This window comes from Mucilaginibacter sp. JRF, from assembly GCF_015223065.1.
In the GTDB taxonomy this organism is placed as follows: Bacteria; Bacteroidota; Bacteroidia; order Sphingobacteriales; family Sphingobacteriaceae; genus Mucilaginibacter.
Genome location: NZ_JADFBY010000007.1, coordinates 26950 through 44987 on the forward strand (window position 1 = coordinate 26950; position 18038 = coordinate 44987).

General features: G+C 41.1%; 13 protein-coding genes. 8 read left to right on the forward strand and 5 right to left on the reverse strand.

The genetic code is table 11. The annotated features are described in order from the left end of the window. The first annotated feature begins 151 nt into the window (after positions 1–151). Complete coding sequence (locus IM792_RS16065; protein ID WP_228085171.1) at positions 152–430, forward strand: helix-turn-helix domain-containing protein; 279 nt, start codon at positions 152–154, stop codon at positions 428–430. Between the two features lie 178 nt (positions 431–608). Here the strand turns inward: IM792_RS16065 and IM792_RS21430 are convergent, their stop codons facing one another. After that, positions 609–743 carry a hypothetical protein gene (locus IM792_RS21430; RefSeq protein WP_255521512.1) on the reverse strand — a complete coding sequence of 45 codons (135 nt, stop codon included), beginning with the start codon at positions 741–743 and terminating at the stop codon, positions 609–611. 297 nt (positions 744–1040) lie between these two features. On the opposite strand from IM792_RS21430, the gene IM792_RS16070 reads away from it, so the two are divergent. After that, the gene (locus tag IM792_RS16070; protein WP_194102919.1) at positions 1041–2516 is read left to right on the forward strand and encodes an IS630 family transposase; all 1476 of its coding nucleotides are present in this window, start codon (positions 1041–1043) and stop codon (positions 2514–2516) included. Here IM792_RS16070 and IM792_RS16075 read toward each other — a convergent pair. The 4 genes from IM792_RS16075 to IM792_RS16090 all read right to left on the reverse strand — a co-directional run bounded on the left by IM792_RS16075 (position 2513) and on the right by IM792_RS16090 (position 6137). Beyond that, positions 2513–3118 carry a hypothetical protein gene (locus IM792_RS16075; protein ID WP_194102920.1) on the reverse strand — a complete coding sequence of 202 codons (606 nt, stop codon included), beginning with the start codon at positions 3116–3118 and terminating at the stop codon, positions 2513–2515. The genes IM792_RS16070 and IM792_RS16075 overlap by 4 nt on opposite strands. Before the next feature lie 146 nt (positions 3119–3264). Next, positions 3265–3441: a hypothetical protein gene (locus tag IM792_RS16080; RefSeq protein WP_194102921.1), complete on the reverse strand. Its 177-nt coding sequence runs from the start codon at positions 3439–3441 to the stop codon at positions 3265–3267. Positions 3442–5125: 1684 nt separating this feature from the next. Next, positions 5126–5899, reverse strand: a complete 774-nt coding sequence (locus tag IM792_RS16085) for a DNA-formamidopyrimidine glycosylase family protein (RefSeq protein WP_194102922.1) — start codon at positions 5897–5899, stop codon at positions 5126–5128. Positions 5900–5927: 28 nt separating this feature from the next. Further along, a complete protein-coding gene (locus IM792_RS16090; RefSeq protein WP_194102923.1) occupies positions 5928–6137 on the reverse strand; it encodes a hypothetical protein in 210 nt (69 codons plus the stop codon). 83 nt (positions 6138–6220) lie between these two features. Between IM792_RS16090 and IM792_RS16095 the strand changes: the two genes are divergently transcribed. The 6 genes from IM792_RS16095 (at position 6221) to modB (ending at position 17996) form a co-directional block, all read left to right on the forward strand. Then, positions 6221–7132 carry a DUF72 domain-containing protein gene (locus tag IM792_RS16095; RefSeq protein ID WP_194102924.1) on the forward strand — a complete coding sequence of 304 codons (912 nt, stop codon included), beginning with the start codon at positions 6221–6223 and terminating at the stop codon, positions 7130–7132. Between the two features lie 809 nt (positions 7133–7941). Continuing rightward, complete coding sequence (locus IM792_RS16100) at positions 7942–11535, forward strand: RHS repeat domain-containing protein (protein ID WP_194102925.1); 3594 nt, start codon at positions 7942–7944, stop codon at positions 11533–11535. A gap of 29 nt (positions 11536–11564) precedes the next feature. After that, positions 11565–16304 (forward strand): DUF6443 domain-containing protein, encoded by a 4740-nt coding sequence (locus tag IM792_RS16105; protein WP_194102926.1) that lies wholly within the window; start codon positions 11565–11567, stop codon positions 16302–16304. Positions 16305–16315: 11 nt separating this feature from the next. Then, the gene (locus IM792_RS16110) at positions 16316–16678 is read left to right on the forward strand and encodes a hypothetical protein (RefSeq protein ID WP_194102927.1); all 363 of its coding nucleotides are present in this window, start codon (positions 16316–16318) and stop codon (positions 16676–16678) included. 50 nt (positions 16679–16728) lie between these two features. Further along, positions 16729–17229: a hypothetical protein gene (locus IM792_RS16115; protein WP_194102928.1), complete on the forward strand. Its 501-nt coding sequence runs from the start codon at positions 16729–16731 to the stop codon at positions 17227–17229. A gap of 104 nt (positions 17230–17333) precedes the next feature. After that, positions 17334–17996, forward strand: coding sequence for a molybdate ABC transporter permease subunit (gene modB, locus IM792_RS16120; protein WP_194102929.1), 663 nt, complete (start codon positions 17334–17336; stop codon positions 17994–17996). The last annotated feature ends 42 nt before the right edge of the window (positions 17997–18038 follow it).

Here is an 18038-nt window from a genome sequence, read left to right on the forward strand (position 1 = left end):
CACATGAACTTCTGCCATTGGCGAAGGTGTCCAGTACAACTTTCCATCGATGTATCCGGGATCTTTGTGATTTTGGGTACATCGATTACCGGCCCTCATTTAAACGAAACGAGCGAAGTAAGATATTTTTGAAATATGAGGAGGAAAATTGATGAATAATATAGAAGTGATCTGCATCGAAAGTGAGGCGTTCTATAAACTTTTGGCTATTGTTCTGGAAAGAACCGTCCCCAAGAAGGAGAGTAAATCTGATAAATGGATCTCCGGACCGGAAGCCATGCGGTTATTACGCATTAAAAGCAAGACAACCCTACAGAAGCTGAGGGATGAAGGCCGGATTCGGTATAGCCAGCCTGGTAAGAAAGATATACTCTATGATACGGAATCGATCGAAGCATACCTGGAAGATTTCGTTTACGAGCCGTTTTAGCCTTAAAAAGACAACCACAGGAAAGGCTAAATATTTCCTGTGGTTGTCAATCAGGAGTATCAAACCTGTAATTTTAAGTGGCCAAAATGAGCGAATTATATATAACTAAATGCAACTTTGTCACAAGTTTATAGTGTTGTTTAAAGAGTTGAATCTTGTAATTTCTCCATTTTAATATTTATATAGCTCGTTCCGCATAAACATTATTTTTTAAACGATGTGCAAAGGAAAGGAGTGCGCCTGAAGGATTTTTTGGAGAAGCGGGGTGTGTTTGAAAAGACATTTGCGACAGTTCTATTATTAATGTTTTCATTTAATTAAGGATATATAAGTACCCTGGAAACTCCGACCGATTAATAATAAAGTAGTTCGATGAAAGTCCAACAGGGTGCTCCGCAACTCTTTTATCCGCTTAATTAACAGATCGTTGGCTAGATGCTCTTACATACGTCCAATAAGTAGAAAATGGATGGATATTACACGATTGATTTGATCCCTTAGGTTTTAATAATGTAAATTTGTGATGTAATATAATTGTCTGACTGTCATGTATATATCCCGAAATAAAAAGGACATCATACGGCATCATTACATCAAAGGAGAACTCAATGTGCCGAACATAGCGGAGAAGCTTCAACTCCGGGCAGGGACTGTACGTTTCTACTTTAATGAGTTCCGTGTACTGGAAAAGCTCCGGCCGGATAAACTCCACGACTTCGATTTCTTTATCGATAAAGAAAAAATATTTGAGACAACCGTCTGGTTCCGGAATTTTGAAAGGATCATACCCGGATTGGTGTTGGCGCAGCCAGGCCCGCTTATCGTGGCTGAGCAGATGTACAGAAAGTACCACGAGATCTATCCGGATGAATACAGTAAGCCCCGGTTCTATTATGTTTTAAAGCGCTGGTTCGCCGCTAACGTGGATAAAATAAGCAGTGTTAAGCTCAAGGAAAAATTCACCGTAAAGGAATTGCAGATTTTACAGAAGTGGAGAAAAGGTAATGACCGGAGGTTATGGCAGGTCGCCGTGGTGCTGATGAGTGTGTATCACTATCATTCACTTGGAGATCTTGCCAGTCGCATCGAAACGACTTATGCAACCATGCTAAGATGGATTAGGGCTTACCAGCGTGGTGGGCTGGAAGCAGTTAACCGACCCGGTAACAAAAAACCTGTGCGCGAAGAACGAAGGCTGGCAATCGAAAAGCGGAGGGATGACATTGTGCACATGGTGCGCCAAAGCCCGAAACTGTACGGGATAGATAAAGTTTCCTGGACTTTAACAGATTTGGCCTATGCCTACAGTAAATTCACAGGTAAAGCTGTCAGTTTCTCTCTGGTAGGTAGTTGCCTGAAAAAACGAGGCATCAAGTTCAAGCGATCCCGGGAAGTGATCGTCAGTAACGATCCGCTGTTCCGTGAAAAGTTTGATCGGCTGCAGGAAGTGCTTTCCGGTCTTGGAAAAAACGAAAAGTTCTTTTCTATTGATGAATACGGTCCTAAATCTATACGCCCGCAGGGAGGCCGGCAATATGTACGCAAAGGCGAGCTGCCCGTTTATTATAAAATAGATAAGGGGAAAGGTTTTTTTATATGCACCTGCGCGTTGGAGCTTTCTACCAATCAACTGAGTTGGTTTTATTCAACCAAAAAAAACACAGACGAGATCATCAAACTTATAGAAGTGCTTACCCTGCAATATCAGGAGCAGGATCGTTTATATATGTCATGGGACGCAGCAAGCTGGCATGAATCGCAGCAATTGTCTGACTATCTGAAAGAAGTTAATGATCCGGACTACCGCCTTAAGCTAAGAACTCCTGAAATAGTGATCGTGCCTTTGCCGGCAAGAACACCACACCTGAATGTGATCGAATCGGTGTTCAGCGGTATGGCTAAGTCCGTGATCCATAATAGCGATTATGCGACCGTGGAGCAATGTACTGCCGCGATTGACCGCTATTTCAATAATCGCAATGCTCATTTTCTTAAACACCCCAAGCGGGCGGGCAATAAGATATGGGGTAAGGAGAAAGTAAGGCCCGTCTTTGATAAAGCGAATATTTGCCGTAACATCGGTTAGCCGGGAAGTACGGAACCAAACTCCGCCAGTAGCTGTTTTTTCACCGCTGTCATATTGTTCTCTATTTGGATGTATAGTTCTTCATAGTGTGCGCACAAATCCAAAATAGCCGCGTTGTAAGCATGGTGAAGTACCACACTCTGTCCGGGTTCTGTAGTCCTGATCTTATTGGCAATATCTGTCACCTCGATAAAAAGCTGTCTGGAGCGGCTGTTCGCACGTCTGATTTGTTCTGACTTAAAAGGTATCTGGAAATATATTTCCACCAAATTGTACCGCCAGTTATCAGCGAAGAGCTTCGCTTGGTAGTTTTCCATTCGGTTCATTTCTTTCTTCATCAGGCTCAGCGTAGCTTGGTCATGCTCGTTTCGCAGGTTGCACCAATAGCTGATTGTTTTACGGACAAGATCCATCATTTCTCCATTGATAAAAAAGTAGTTCTCGCCAATATCCAGTTTCTTAACACGGTATGCATCCTGCAGATCATTCCTTCGTTTACGCCGTTCATTCAAATGGGCGAATAAGCCTGTCATCATTTGGGTGATTAAAGCAGCCGCCAATGCTGACAATGCAGACAAGGCCAACAATAAATCTTTACTCATGATCAAAAATAACAATTGCTAATAAAATTAGCAATTGTTATTTTTGATTGGTGGGAGTATTTATAGTCTATTGGATGTCAGAAAAGTTTTAAGGTTATCAACTCTGTTAAATAAGATGAACCGTTATACTTGATGAATCATTCTCATCAGATATTTATATTCTTTAAGCTGTTCCAGTTTAAGATTACTAAAAAGCCGTAAGGTATATCAATATTGGTATCATCTATCCGAGTTAGTGTAGCGGGATCAATACCCTTTATTTTACAAAACAATTCAATGTTCCCGGTAACCTTGTCAGGTTCGGTAAGTACTTCAATTATCATAGGCAAAAAACAGGGTGCATATTAAAGCCACGAAATGCACACCAAAGTTAAAATTATTTAATACCCCTGTTAAATTTAACAGTTTCTATAACCAGCATTTTACCGGATGGTTTTATAAGTTATGAAGGTGGATCATGTTGGCGAAACTAACATGCCGTTGGCAAGCCCCAACATCATTCAGGTTGATTAGAACCCGTGGTGAAGGTATACAACTTTATGAAATGTTCAGCTTGTCACGGACTTTTCGTATAAAATTTCTTGCTAAAATAATAAAGGCGCAACATTCTCGCAATGCTACGCCTCCATCTTACTTTGTGAAATTTTATCTCTTTGTTAACACGTTGAAGGTGAATTTGTTTTGCTTGGTAAAAGTCACACCCAGATAACCAAAAACGGATGCGCTTACAATCAACTGTTTCAAGTGTGAAACATGCTATATTCCTAAAAGTTGTGCTGTTGTTTGATCCTTATTAACTAAAAAAACGCAATCAGAACCCACTCCCGATTGCGCCAATAAATATTAAACATCCAAGTGCACAATAAACTTGTTAAATATTTTAACGAAAGCGAAAGATAAAGGTTTCGTTACCGGAAATAAAGAGCGCACCAAGAATCGCCATTCCTGATGCGCAATAAACAAATCAGCGAGCAATTCGAGTGGTTGCAGATATATTTAACGTGTTATTCTTTTGATTGAATTCATCAATAAAAACAAAGCGCACCTCAATTGTATCCCGATGCGCCATAATTTTATTATCAGGCATACCAGAATCCATTAAAATATGATCAACAGAAAATCAAATGGTTTGAAAAATAAGGAGGTGCTTTTCTTGTGCGAATGTTTCATTATCCCGATTGAAAGTATCACTAGACAATTTATCCTTGATGATCCGCAAGAGCATCGTCCCGCAGCGTAGTAACATTAGGGAACCCAGTCCACATAATCCGATAAAGCTAGCCCCCAGGCCCGTAATTTTTGAACCGACCAACCCTACCAGCTGACTAACAAAGTACAAAATCAATCCCACGGTCAGGAAAGCACTGTCGTCTTTGCCGTTTGTATTTCATTTTTTTTTCTGCTGAACCACTAATACGGTAGGCTGGTCACCCTGTCTAGCCCGCCGGTTACGGCATGCCCCTTGATCTTGCCATAGCGCTTTCCCATATTGTTTTTTTTCCTCGCCCGTCACTATGCCTGGCAACGTTCCAGTATCGCTGCGGCGCTGTAGTTCTTCCCCCGATTCCTTCCGTTCAGCACCACACGACTCATATGAGCTAAACCAGTCACTTCATAGATCAAGCCCGCTTCATTTTGTGCAACAGCACAGAAATCACTTGTCACTCAAGTGATCTTACCATTTAGCCCAATTTTAATTTCCCCAATACAAAGCCAGGTTGATCGCCGTCCGCAACCGCTGCTGCGAATCTATCGGCTTCCCTTTTTTTTAAAAAATTCCAGACGCAGGTTCGTCAAAGTCCCCTATCGTTCATGATTAGGTTAGCTCTGCCATTTAAGCGGATTTTTAAACAAAGATCAAATTCTTCGGTATCCGGCTCGCTTACAGTTTAAAGTAGGTTCCAGAGCTAATCCTATTTCGTTTTCAACAGGGCTAAAAATTGTAAAGCGACGTCAAAGAATTAATGTGACCGGGAAATCATTTTAACAACGCCCGATTACTAGTAGCTATTCGAAGAGCAATTGACTTGCTGTATAATACGTCTTACGCTTATTAATCTCAGCTACCAATATATCTTCACCTGACAAGGTTTGTTTTTGTTTAGGCCGGTGTACCTGTAGAAAATCACGCTCTTTTTCTGTGATCGTATCTGGGAAATGTCGCGCGATGTGGATTTCCGCATTCGTTAACACGTTATGAATAGATTTGGTAAGAACATCAATCTTATCTTCAGGTATTTTATTTGCCTTAGAAAAAGGCGAAATTTTAGCGTCATAAAGAATTTCATCAACATACGCGTTACCAATTCCGGTAACAGTTTTGCCGTCTGTCAAAACTGTTTTAATTGGCCTTGAATTTTTAGCCAGTACTTTATTTAGATAATTTTCGGGCATCTTCATCGCATCAGGAATTGAAGATAGCTTAGGGTCGAGCGTTAGGATAATGGCCTTTTGCCAATCAGTAATGGCTAGTCCCGTACCGTTGGAAAACAACAATTCTGCAATCGTAAACCGGTTGTCGTTGTTGTCCTCGTACCAATACATGGTGCCGTGCAACATTAAATGAAGACCCAGGCTATGCCCGTTTTCAAAGCCGAAGTGTAATTCTTTTCCGGATCTTTCAATGGCGATCAATATTTGCCCTTCTATTGCTTTCTGGATATCTTTTTCAGTATCCTTAAGCCTGCGATTAATAATGATATTGATCCTTGATAATTTCTTGCCAACGATTTTCTTAACGAGGTTTTGTTTAAAAATATTCAGATCAGGTATTTCCGGCATATAGCTATATATTATTTGTATTCACTTTCTACTCTGAATCCGATTTCTGCACCACATCATCCGGCAGTATAACTCCTGATGCCTGTATCCAATTCCAGTCTTCAGTGTGTTCAATAGATGCCATCCATCGGCCATTAAATAAAATATTGTACGCGGATTCTTGCATGATGACTTCACAAAGTACCGATTTACCAGCATAGTCAATTACAAAGCAAAAAGAAGGATTTTGATCATCCATATCCAAATATAAGTTATAATGGTGTACACTTTGCTTTTGAATTATTATGCGGATTTGATCAAATTACTGTTTATTTTGCCTTTATGGAATTTGGTCACGTTGATGAAGCATTGGACAGGATTGATTTTACATTGCCACCTGATACAGAACGAACGAAACGAACATTCGGATCGAAAGAACGTCCGGGTGAACTAAATATTTACATTGGTGCATCCAAATGGGGAGAGAAAAGCTGGAAAGGCAGACTTTATCCTAAATCGCTGCCTGATAATCAGTTCCTCGGTGTGTACAGCCAAAACTTCAACGCAGTAGAGTTTGGCCCTTCATTTTACACGATTTATAATCCCGAGCAAATAAATAAATGGGCCATACAGGTAGCGGAATCACCGGGTTTTAAGTTTTGTCCAAAGTTCCCTCAAAGTATTACTCACCTCCGGCGTTTAGCGAATTCGGAACCTCAAACCGCTCAATTTTATCAAAGTTTAAGTGGTTTTGGCAAACACCTCGGTCCGCTGTTGCTACAACTAGGTGATAATTTTTCTCCGAAAAGCTTCCCCCAACTGAAAACTTATCTTCAATCTTTAGATCCCGCTATCAAAGTTGCTGTTGAAGTCCGCAACAAAAATTGGTATTACGATAGCTACCATCGCGAGGAGTTATTTCATTTGCTAAATGATCTGGACATTGGTACTGTGATATCCGACACCGCGGGTCGTCGGGACTGTGTTCATATGGAATTAACTACTACGGATGCCTTTATTCGTTTTGTAGGTAACAACTTAGCGGATACAGATTACAAAAGAATGGATGATTGGATTGATCGACTAAAACAATGGGTTGATCAGGGACTTACTTCCATTTGGTTTTTTATCCACCAGAATGATGAAAAGCATGTTCCACAAGCCTGCGAATATTTTATAAAAAAATTGAATCAGGCACTTCAGCTTTCCATAAAACCACCAAAACTGATCAACGAGGGATATAGTCCCATCTAATCAAGATAAACTCAAAACGGGAGGAAAATGACCTTTTCGCCGTCATTCATTGAAAAATAAAACTTAAATATAGCGCTATTCAGGGGCTCATATCATCGGGCGTTTCAAAATTCCCTCTCGCTGTAAGATAGGTTTAATCGACCATACATAGGGTAGCCTACTATAATCTATTAACCTCTTGGGGGTGATAGCGAAGGAGGTATGCTAATTTTCTGATCCGGCTTTCCTTTACCTTTAGTTTTATCAATGCTAACTCCTTTGAACCTAAATAAATCAGGTATGGGAGTTTGCTAGCAAATATATATTATGCGTTAATAACTGTTTCAGACTTAAGTATTAGGCTTTCAAATGATTTGAAAATGATATCTCAAGATTAAGCTACTCCGTAATATTATAAACATATTACATCGCTTGATAAGTTGCATTTATAATGATGTGCACTGTTGTTTAACTTTTGACAAATGAGAGTTAAATATTTTGAAGATGATGTGATTTGTGTGCTTATCTATTTAAGGATTACATTTGAACTATTTTTACTACTAAAAAACTATTTATTTAAGAAATTGGAATAAGTTGTATGGCGCTCATTCTCATTTTTTTAAATAAGTTTTAGTTTATTAAAATATATATTATCTTAGCATAAACTAAACAACATCCTTATCCAATATGCAAATATCAGCGCTTTTTCTCCAAAGGGTAACCCAGCTCCCGCCAGATTTTCCAAAAGGTAACTTTCAATCGCCTGTTTCAAATTCCAACGTTTAGAATTAACGTCCTAGAAAACCACACAACCAACAATATCACATTTTATGATTCTTCGATTTTTGTCAGGCATCTTCTGCCTTACGACTGCGTTATTGTGCGCATTCCCAATTTCCGGATCGTGTCAGGTTAATTTTAACAAAAGAGCAACCGGTAATGTTATATCAACGCCTCAGGCTGGTAGTTTGGCACTTGAAGCTGGGCTTGATAATGTCGATTATCAAACCGGGACTCTTCGGGTGAGCATTCCCCTGTATACCATAAAAGTGAGGGATGTTTCGATTCCTATATCAATCAGCTACAATGCCCTTGGTTTGAAGGTTGGACAGGCTGCCGGTTGCATCGGTATGGGATGGGAATTAAATGCAGGGGGCGCGATCAACACTCAGGTTAATGGTTTGCCGGACTTTTCTACTAACGGCCTAGCCTATATGGGGGCTACAAGCCCGTTAAGTACACTTACATCAACTTCCGCCTTTAACATGAGTGGAAATTCAATTCATAAACAATATGGGCTGGATGTGATTGCCGGGAAAAAAGATGGCGCATGGGATGTTTATAGTTATAGCACCCCGCACGGGGGGGGGAAATTTATGCTCACCGGTGGAAATGTCCTAACCTTCCCTTATAATCCTTTGCTAACAATTGGCAGCACGCGGGTTGAAACGGGGGATGGCATGGTCTATGATTTTACTAACGGTACAACAGCCAATAGTAAAAAAAGAAGTTTCAGACATAAAGATCCAACGGGATTAGTTTATGTGGATCAGAACTGGGATCCGGAAGGTGCTACATACACCAACTATGATCTATCCCGTATGATGTCGAGATGGACCAATGAAGTGGTAGACTATACGTATGAAAAATATCAAAGAAATGTACCGTTATCCAAGGCGGTTAGTAAAGATATGACCACTACGATGATCACGATGCCTGCTTCCAAAAACGTTGTGGAAAATGGTCAATACGCCCCAACGATTTCTAATCAGTTTTATCTAAAAGAATCCTCCTATTCGCAGACAGTGACCCAAATTCAACAGTACACGAGACTGTCAGCCATAAATTACAAAACCGGTCGCGTTAGTTTTATTTATGGTGATGATTATGGTGGTCGGGATGTTCTGAATAAGATCGTTGTTGAGCAAAAAAGTGCCGCTGGTTATAGCGTTATAAGAAGTTTTAATTTTGAGTATTATCAAACTAGTTATAGCAGCCATTATCTGAATAGGTTAGTTGTGACTGATGAAAATAACGCCATTATTAATGACTGGCTAATGGACTATTACGGGTACCAGCCTGTCGCTTGGAATGTGGAAAGTAAAGCCCAGGATCGATGGGGTTTTTACAATGGGCATACAGAGAATGTGATGGCGATGGAAAGTCCATATTATAGTTTGAGTGCCACCGCTGTGCAACGTAATTTAATAACGAATTTAAATGGGTCAGATGAGATGAGCTCGTTATTCCCCAGGGCTAGTGAAGAGGCGCATTGGATGACCGGCGCTAATGGAGCGGTTGGGACATATCCGCTAACAATCCCTTTTGCCGACAGGACATTCGTTTTTTCAGAAGCAATTAAAGGGACACTTAAAAGCATCAAAACACCACTCGGGGGAGAAATGGTCTACCAGTATGAACCGCACAAATTCGTTCATCGCCGGATAAATAGCAACGGTGCTGTGACGAACCAAAATATGGAAGGCGGTGGAATACGTGTTAAGTCGGTCATATTTAAGGATGCTAATACTAACGCATATAACAAGAAGGAATACAAATATGGACGATCCAAAGCGGACGGTGAATCCGGTATGGGTATTGTGGCCTATCCGCTGAATTTCCTAACGACTAAAGCGATATATGGTGCGTCAAATTTTGAAGTTGAGAATCTAGTCTTTTTCAGCCATCCCTTAAATGATATGGATCGTGGAGGTGGTAGTTATGGCGCCTATGGCTGGACGGCAGAATATATAGTAAGGGATAGTCTGGCTACGGTCAATGATAAGAAATATCACAGTAAAACTGGTTATGAGTACATGCCGCCTAATACCGATATCTGGCAAAGCGGCAGCACCGGCTCATGGCCTGGAACATCTTATCTGAATTATGGTGTTACGCGCGAAATGACATGGACGCAACCAGCCAGTATTACAAAATATAGAGCATTTAGTACTGGTTTTTCGCAAATCGAAGAAACATATTTTACCAATTACGCTCCATTTAAGGCACCTGTTCCAACAAATCCGCAAAAGTCATATTCATTATTTCCAAGCATTTCAGGTGCTTTGTACAGCCAATTCACAACTACTGATTATTCTGTATGTATCAATGAAGTGGCGGCTTCTGGTCATTACCAGATGAACTGTACTGCGAATGGTCAGATTCCTAAAAGTTTGGATCCGCTATTCTGGCAGAATTTTGTAGATGAAGATCCGGCGAATTACTACAGTGGTAAATACACCTCGCCAATTGTTGAAATGTCAACACTCTCCACCTGCGTCCGTCCCAAGCAGAAACGAACGATTACTTATACACCTGATGGTCTGGTCATAGACACCATTAATGTCAACTATTATTATGATAATTATGGCCATCTTTTGCCAAGTAGAGTGGCAAGTTTGAACAGCCAGGGAGATTCTGTTATACAGCGTACGTACTATCCACGAGATTTTACGGGATCAAGTAATAGTTTTAAAGATGGCGCTTACTTATTGAAATTGTGGAATGTTTTTGATTTGCCGCTTGAGCAGGTAAATAGCGTAAAGCATGGTAATAATGAATATGTAAAAGATGCTGTATATGATCTTTATTCCGGAAATGATGGATTAATGCCGGCTAAAGTGAGCTCCTATGTATATGAAGGAGACGGCATCAATAAATTGTTTAGCGCTTATCAAAGAGCTGATGATACTCTTTTCAAGAAAAAAGAATCTTATCGATATTCGGGCAACAGGCAATTGGAAGTATTGCTTAATAAAGCAGGTCAGGAAACGACTTACTTTTATGGCTACCAAGATATGTATCCTGTACTTATAAATAACTATGGTAATGATTTCAATTTATCTATAGCGTATCTGGGGTTTGATGGTATAGATGCAAGTTCCTTAAATAAAGGGGGGTATTATGCAAATTACAATCTTTCGGGTATTACAGTAAGCAATACGCCATCCGGAAAGTATTGTTATAATCTTTCCGCCGGTCCTCTCACCAACCAAACAATGGATCAGGGTACAACCTATAAAATTGGATATTGGTTCCGGTCAACGGGCACGCTGACATTAGAAGGATTTAATCGGCAGTATGATGGTACTGTTGACTCAGTGGTATTAGTACCGGCCGGGACATTAAGCGCATCAGCTATTCTTAAATCTAAAAATGGTTGGAATTATGTTGAGCGGACAGTCAAAGGTGTAAACTATATCAGATTTTCAGGAACTGCGCTGGTTGATGCCATAAGAATACACGCCCTTGAGGATCAGATGACAACCTATACTTACAACACAATCGGTCAAATTACATCTGCGACAGACCCAAAAGGAGAAATCACCTATTATGAATATGACGGTTTTCAACGACTTCGAAATATTCGTGATATTGAGGGGAATATAGTTAAACATCTTGAATACAATTATCGCGGACTGTAAATTGGCAGAAAACCTAAACAACATTGTAAATGAAACATCGAATCACTTGCTTTAAAAATTTACTGCTGATTTTTCCTGTTTTTTTAGCTTTACATACTTTCGGTCAGGCACCTAATATTAGCTACGGCGTTGGATTGCAGGTGTATTCAACAGGCTTAAGTATCCAAAATCTTGATCTTTATAATACCGGGGGGGCAATTAATGTTGGCTTGGCGACAACTTCAACATTTGCCGGAAGTACTACCAGCGGGAATGTCGATGGTGTCGGGTTAAATGCCCGGTTTCTTCAACCTTTAAATACAGCCACGGATGCCTCAGGAAATGTATATGTCGCAGATACCTATAACCGCCGAATCCGTAAGATCACGCCAGGTGGAACAGTTACTACAATCGCGGGAAGCGGAACAATGGGGGCTGATAACGGCCAGGGTACCGACGCGAGTTTTAATCACCCATCCGCACTGGTTGTTGATGCTTCGGGGAACATCTTTGTCGCAGACCAAGGTAATCACAAAATCAGAAAAATTACAGCTTCTGGTTATGTAACCACTTTTGCAGGCAACGGAAGTGCTGGTTATAATAATGGTTCGGATGCCGCAGTCCAGTTTAACAGTCCGATTGGTTTAGTGTTAGATCAGGCAGGGAATTTATATGTAGCCGATTACAATAATAACCGGATCAGAAAAATTACACCGGCAGGAGTCGTTTCTACATTTGCCGGAAATGGTTCTGCTGGATCGCAGGGGGGACAATTGCTAAGCGCTTCTTTTAACCGGCCGATGGGGCTGGCTAGGGGTGCTTCTGGAAATATGTTTGTTGCCGATCGTCAGGGCCATAAGATCAGAAAGATTGATGCTCTTGGTAATGTTAGTGACCTCGCAGGCTCCGGTACCGCAGGCTGGAGTGACGGTACAGGTATTTCAGCACAATTTAGCAGTCCCAATAATGTTGCTGTTGACGCTTCCGGCAACGTATATGTTGCCGATCAGGGAAATCATATGATCAGGAAAGTAACAGCTGGAGGCGCAGTCAGTACTATCGCCGGTAGTATATCCGGCTATGCCGATGGCGTAGGGGATGCGGCACGATTTAACAACCCTTTTGGTTTATCCATAGATGGAAATGGGAATCTATACATAGCGGATCAGCTTAATAACATGATTCGTAAAACTTCCATTCCGGCAAGTTATACTATTAGTCCCGCATTGCCTGCCGGATTATCATTTAATACTATGAATGGAACGATAAGTGGAACCCCAATGGTTACACTGTCTCAGACGACATATATCGTTACCGGCAACAACTCTCATGGTAGTGATACGGCCAGGATCACCATGAGAATAGATCAGGGAGTACCGCTGTCACCGGGTATCGTGCCAACCTCGCAACGTAACTGGGTTATGACGAACGATGTACGGGTAGCTGGTATTTTGGATGAACCATCACTGCGAAATGCAAGCGCTGATCCTGCTAAAGTCCAAACCACGGTAGCTTACCTTGACGGTTTAGGCAGACCTTTGCAGAATGTACAGGTGAAAGGTAATCCATTGGCTAACCGGGATGTTATTCAACCTTTCGAATATGATAGCGTGGGTCGGGAACTCAGAAAATATTTACCTTATACAACCGAATATGGCTCGTCAGGATCATATCGGATGGATGCACTTAAGGGAAGTAACGGCTACGGTAATAGTGCTCAGCGAAATTTTTACGCTTTGGCGTCGGATTTCAAGAATACGGATTATCCGTTTTCACAAAGCATTGTAGAAACCTCGCCGCTGAATAGGGTGCTGGAGCAGGGTGCCCCTGGAAGTGTTTGGCAGCCGGGCAGCAGAACGCCAACAGGCGGAAGGACTGTCGTCACGGAATATGGGAAAAATTATGGTAATGTGGCCGGAGAAACACGGAAGGTTTTAAACTACACCGCTGTCTCGCCGAATAACAATCACACACGAAGATTAAATTATATCGGTTGGTACCCGATCGCAAGATTGCACCTTACAATTACTAAAGATGAGAACTGGACTAGCGGAGATGGCAAAGCCGGAACCGAAGAGGAATACAAGGACCGGGATGGAAAAGTTATCCTAAAGCGGGTTTGGGAAACAGATACTTCAGCGTTAAATACCTACTATGTTTATGATGATTGGGGCAACCTGAGTTTTGTGTTACCACCGGCAGTTCATGATATAACTCCGGCTATAAGTCAAAATGAGTTGGATGATTTTTGTTACCAATACCGATATGATAACCAAGGGCGTCTGGTGGAAAAAAAGATCCCCGGTAAAGGGTGGGAATATATTGTATACAACATTCTTGATCAGGTTATCGCTACTCAGGATTCAGTAATGAGAATGCGAAGCCCTTTGCAGCGAGCTGTCTTTACAAAATATGATAATCATGGTCGCGTGATTGTGACGGGTATATACGATGTGCCCAACACGGTTGTAGCCGGCCAAAATTATCGTCAGTCGATGCAGAACACAGCTAACGGACAGACTGAGATATTTGAGAAAAGATTGTATGTGGGCGCTGTAAATACAAATGATTATAGCAGTGTTACAACACCAACATCAGGTGGTATCATCTTGCAAACAAATTATTATGATGATCTTAAAACGGTGCCGGGACGGCCAACCCTTGGTGCCCCGGCAACCGCCAGCGGCATGACCCAAGGATTATTAGTTGCAAGCAGGCGTGCTATCCTGAATGACGTAAGTCATAACCTATGGACAGTTAATTACTATGATGATCAAGGGCGAATTTTAACGACGCGCAAACAGCATTACAAAGGAGCCGTAGTTGACTCGTTAAATTATGATCTCACGAGTTTTAATTATAATTTCAATGATCAGGTTACGGTTCGTGTCAGGAAGCATTATATAAATACTTCAACCAATCCGAGACTGACAGACACCACCCGATACATTTACGATGCTGCTGGCCGCAAGGTAAAGACATGGCAGCAATTACGTAACATGGGGCAATCTGCTAATCCGCGTACGCTATTGTCTCAGCTAAGTTATAATGAGATAGGGCAGCTGAAGAACAAAAAACTGCATTCAACGGATAGCGTCAATTTCAAGCAGTCTATCGATTATTGGTATAACGACAGGGGCTGGCTATCAACAATCGGGGATCCAAGTTTGGTGAGCAACATGAGTGTTTTCGGTATGCGATTAAATTATAACGAAGGTTCCGTTAAATATTATAATGGCAATATTGGCGGAATGACCTGGCAAACCAAAGTTCCTGATGGCACAAGTTCATTCCAAAAAAGGCAGGTTTATGTTTACACCTATGATAAACTTGACAGGATGACGTTGGCCAGTTATAGCGAAGCAGTTGGAAATGCGAATAGTGGTAAGTACAATGAGCAAGTTACCTATGATGATATGGGTAACATTAAATTTCTTAAAAGAAAGAATAGTACAGGTAGCAACTTTTTAAATGATTTTGAATATATCTATAGTGGAAATAGGCTATCCAGCGTTAACGATGCTGTACTAGCTAGCCAGGGCGGAGCCTATACATACGATGGTAATGGAAACGTTAAGACTGACACGCGTATTGGTATATCGGGTATAACCTATAATATTCTTAATTTACCAGGCACAATCAGCCGTACAGCTGGCGATGTGACCTACACTTACGACGCCACCGGTGCCAAGGTTAGAACAGAAGGAGAGGAAACAAGGCAGTACGTTGATGGTATAGAGTATAAAGGAGGCTCTTTAGAATTTGTTTCAAACGAAGAAGGGCGCGCCGTAGTAAATGGTACTGCTGCTTATAGCTACGATTATTTGCTGAAAGATCACTTAGGTAATACGCGCGCTATGATCAAGCAGGACGGTAGTATAGTCCAAATACAGGATTATTACCCGTTCGGTTTGGCATTTAACCCGGGCAACTCGCTAACCCCAAGTACAGATAATCGATACCGTTATAACGGCAAGGAATTGCAGGAGACAGGGCTGTATGATTATGGCGCAAGATATTATGATCCTGTCATTGGTCGTTGGGCAAGTGTAGATCCTTTAGCTGAGAAAGGAAGAAGATGGAGTCCTTATACCTACGCATTTGATAATCCAGTAAGATTTATCGATCCAGATGGAATGTGGCCGGATTGGGGAACGGTAGGATCAACAGTTGGAAGCTTTTTTGGCAGTTTTGTCAATAATGTTAGGGAAAGTGCAGTAGCCCTCAGTGATGCGGCTAAGCACCCTTATCAATCAGGTCGAAATTTCCTAAAAGCATTTAAAAAAGATCCCAAAACCCGTAGACCATATATTCGAGGTCAAATAAAAAGTGATATTACTAGAGCATATGATAGGTTTCAAAAGGGCAATGCAAATGTAAAGGCTGATGTGTTAGGTGCAGCCGCAGGCGAAATTCTGCAATTGTTCGGAGGTGAAGTTGGCGAGCTAGGAAAACTAGGTAAGATGGGTAAGATTAGTGAGGTTAACAAACTACTGGAAGTTGGAAAGGCTACAGAGTTAGGAAAAGCGGGTGAATTTGACGTGTTTAACGTAACTTCCGATGGAGTTGTTATCCCAAAAGGTGAGAAATATTCAATCCCCTCAGAGTATGTTGAAAATCCATATAGAAATTCTGATTACGGCATTACAGAAAATGGTAAATTTAAATCAAAAGTTAGAATCGATCCCGCTACTGCGCCTGGGAGTAAAGGGCCTAATGTAAGTCATTATCATTTAAATGGTAAAAGTACTCATTATCAACCTGGCGGTAAAGATCCGGGATTTAATTAAATAAATATAATATGAAGTTTGAGGATGTTGATTGGCACGATCAAGTTTTGATGAAAATTGAGATAGATCAGTCAAATTCGAGTAAGGAAGATGTTTCGTTGAAGTTTATTGTATTAATTCACCATCGTAAATTTCAACTACAATTTGTCGATGTTTACAATTTGGATCTTAGGATGAATTTTGGAATCGTTGCAGAAGAAACTATCAACTATGGAATTATTAACACCGAAGACAACAGACTGTTAGAGATAATTGGCAGATGGGCTAGACTTGGAGTAGATTTGTACGCGCTCAAGTGTTTTGAATTTAACACAGCTTCGACAAATAGTACTCTTAAGGTTTATGCTAAGTCTTGTAAACTTCTGCCAATTTGATTTGGTGTTAACTAAATTCTTAAAAGTCGTTAAAATACACTGGATATTTAATGAAAAATTTAATAATATTTATCTTTTTAGTACTATTGTGTAATGCTACTAAAGCTCAAAACTGCCTAACTGAAAAAGACGAGCAAACCGGCGAATCTATTAAACTTGCGTCCACATCACTCATAACCGATAGCCTAAAAAGACCTACCGTTTTATCATTTATAAAACGTGTTGACAGGAATTTTATCAGGATTGTATTCTGGAGTGATGTCGATTCAACTGCCATTAATTCAGGAAGCTTTAAACTTTCTATTGGTTTTACTAATGGTGAAAACAAGGTTTTTACCATTGATAACGGACGGCTGTTAAAACGAGGACAAGGTACTTTAGTTCGGCTTCGATCTGTGTTGACACCAACTGAGCTTTTGTACTTTAGACAGAATGCAATCATCTATATAACAGCTACGCAAGTAGAAGGAAATCAGATCTTGTTGACAATTCAACCGTCATCAGAACAAGCGGCAATAATTATGGCAAGTCCAAAGTGTTTAGATGATTGAAATACTTATAATTTCTTGTGTCATTTAGTATAGGTCTTCAGTAAGTTGTTATTGCTTAGCCAAGAGGCTCCAATAACATTAAAAAAAGTTTTATTATAGCGGATATGTCGCCATTATTGTTATCTCTAAAACTGGCTGTTGTAACCACGTTTGTATTGTCACTGATAGGCTTGCCGTTGGCCTGGTGGCTGTCCAAAAAACGCACCATATTGCGCATGTTTGCCGAGGTACTGATCACTATGCCGCTTGTGTTACCACCATCGGTATTGGGTTTTTATTTGTTGCTGGCTTTTAGTCCGCAACAGGGATTGGGCAAATGGCTGCATAATGTTTTTGATGTGCAGCTGGTATTCTCGTTCCCCGGGCTGGTGCTGGCATCGGTAATTTACAGCCTGCCCTTTATGGCCGGGCCGTTAAGGTCGGCGTTGCAGCAGTTACCGCCGTCGTTGGCGCAGGCATCGTACACGCTGGGTAAATCCGAATGGCAAACCTTTAGGTATGTGCTGCTGCCTAATATAAAACCGGCCCTGCTTACGGCAACGGTACTCACCTTTGCCCATACGCTTGGCGAGTTTGGCGTAGTGCTGATGATAGGCGGCAACATTCCTGGCGTTACGCGGGTTGCCTCGGTAGCTGTTTATGATGCCGTTGAGCAGATGAATTACGACCTTGCTCAAAACTACTCAGCTGCGCTGTTTGTAATTACGTTCCTATTACTGACAGGCGTGTTTATCTACAATAGAAGTTATGATAAAATCCAGTCTTAACCCCATATTACGCGGGAGTATTTAAAGTTATAGAACCTTTAA

What these genes read in the sequence shown, in the direction of transcription:
- IM792_RS16065 (WP_228085171.1), top strand. Translation starts at nt 152, where the DNA reads ATGAATAATATAGAAGTGATCTGCATCGAAAGTGAGGCGTTCTATAAA.
- IM792_RS21430 (WP_255521512.1), bottom strand. Translation starts at nt 743, where the DNA reads ATGAAAACATTAATAATAGAACTGTCGCAAATGTCTTTTCAAACACAC.
- IM792_RS16075 (WP_194102920.1), bottom strand. Translation starts at nt 3,118, where the DNA reads ATGAGTAAAGATTTATTGTTGGCCTTGTCTGCATTGTCAGCATTGGCG.
- IM792_RS16080 (WP_194102921.1), bottom strand. Translation starts at nt 3,441, where the DNA reads ATGATAATTGAAGTACTTACCGAACCTGACAAGGTTACCGGGAACATT.
- IM792_RS16085 (WP_194102922.1), bottom strand. Translation starts at nt 5,899, where the DNA reads ATGCCGGAAATACCTGATCTGAATATTTTTAAACAAAACCTCGTTAAG.
- IM792_RS16090 (WP_194102923.1), bottom strand. Translation starts at nt 6,137, where the DNA reads ATGGATGATCAAAATCCTTCTTTTTGCTTTGTAATTGACTATGCTGGT.
- IM792_RS16095 (WP_194102924.1), top strand. Translation starts at nt 6,221, where the DNA reads ATGGAATTTGGTCACGTTGATGAAGCATTGGACAGGATTGATTTTACA.
- IM792_RS16100 (WP_194102925.1), top strand. Translation starts at nt 7,942, where the DNA reads ATGATTCTTCGATTTTTGTCAGGCATCTTCTGCCTTACGACTGCGTTA.
- IM792_RS16105 (WP_194102926.1), top strand. Translation starts at nt 11,565, where the DNA reads ATGAAACATCGAATCACTTGCTTTAAAAATTTACTGCTGATTTTTCCT.
- IM792_RS16110 (WP_194102927.1), top strand. Translation starts at nt 16,316, where the DNA reads ATGAAGTTTGAGGATGTTGATTGGCACGATCAAGTTTTGATGAAAATT.
- IM792_RS16115 (WP_194102928.1), top strand. Translation starts at nt 16,729, where the DNA reads ATGAAAAATTTAATAATATTTATCTTTTTAGTACTATTGTGTAATGCT.
- modB (WP_194102929.1), top strand. Translation starts at nt 17,334, where the DNA reads ATGTCGCCATTATTGTTATCTCTAAAACTGGCTGTTGTAACCACGTTT.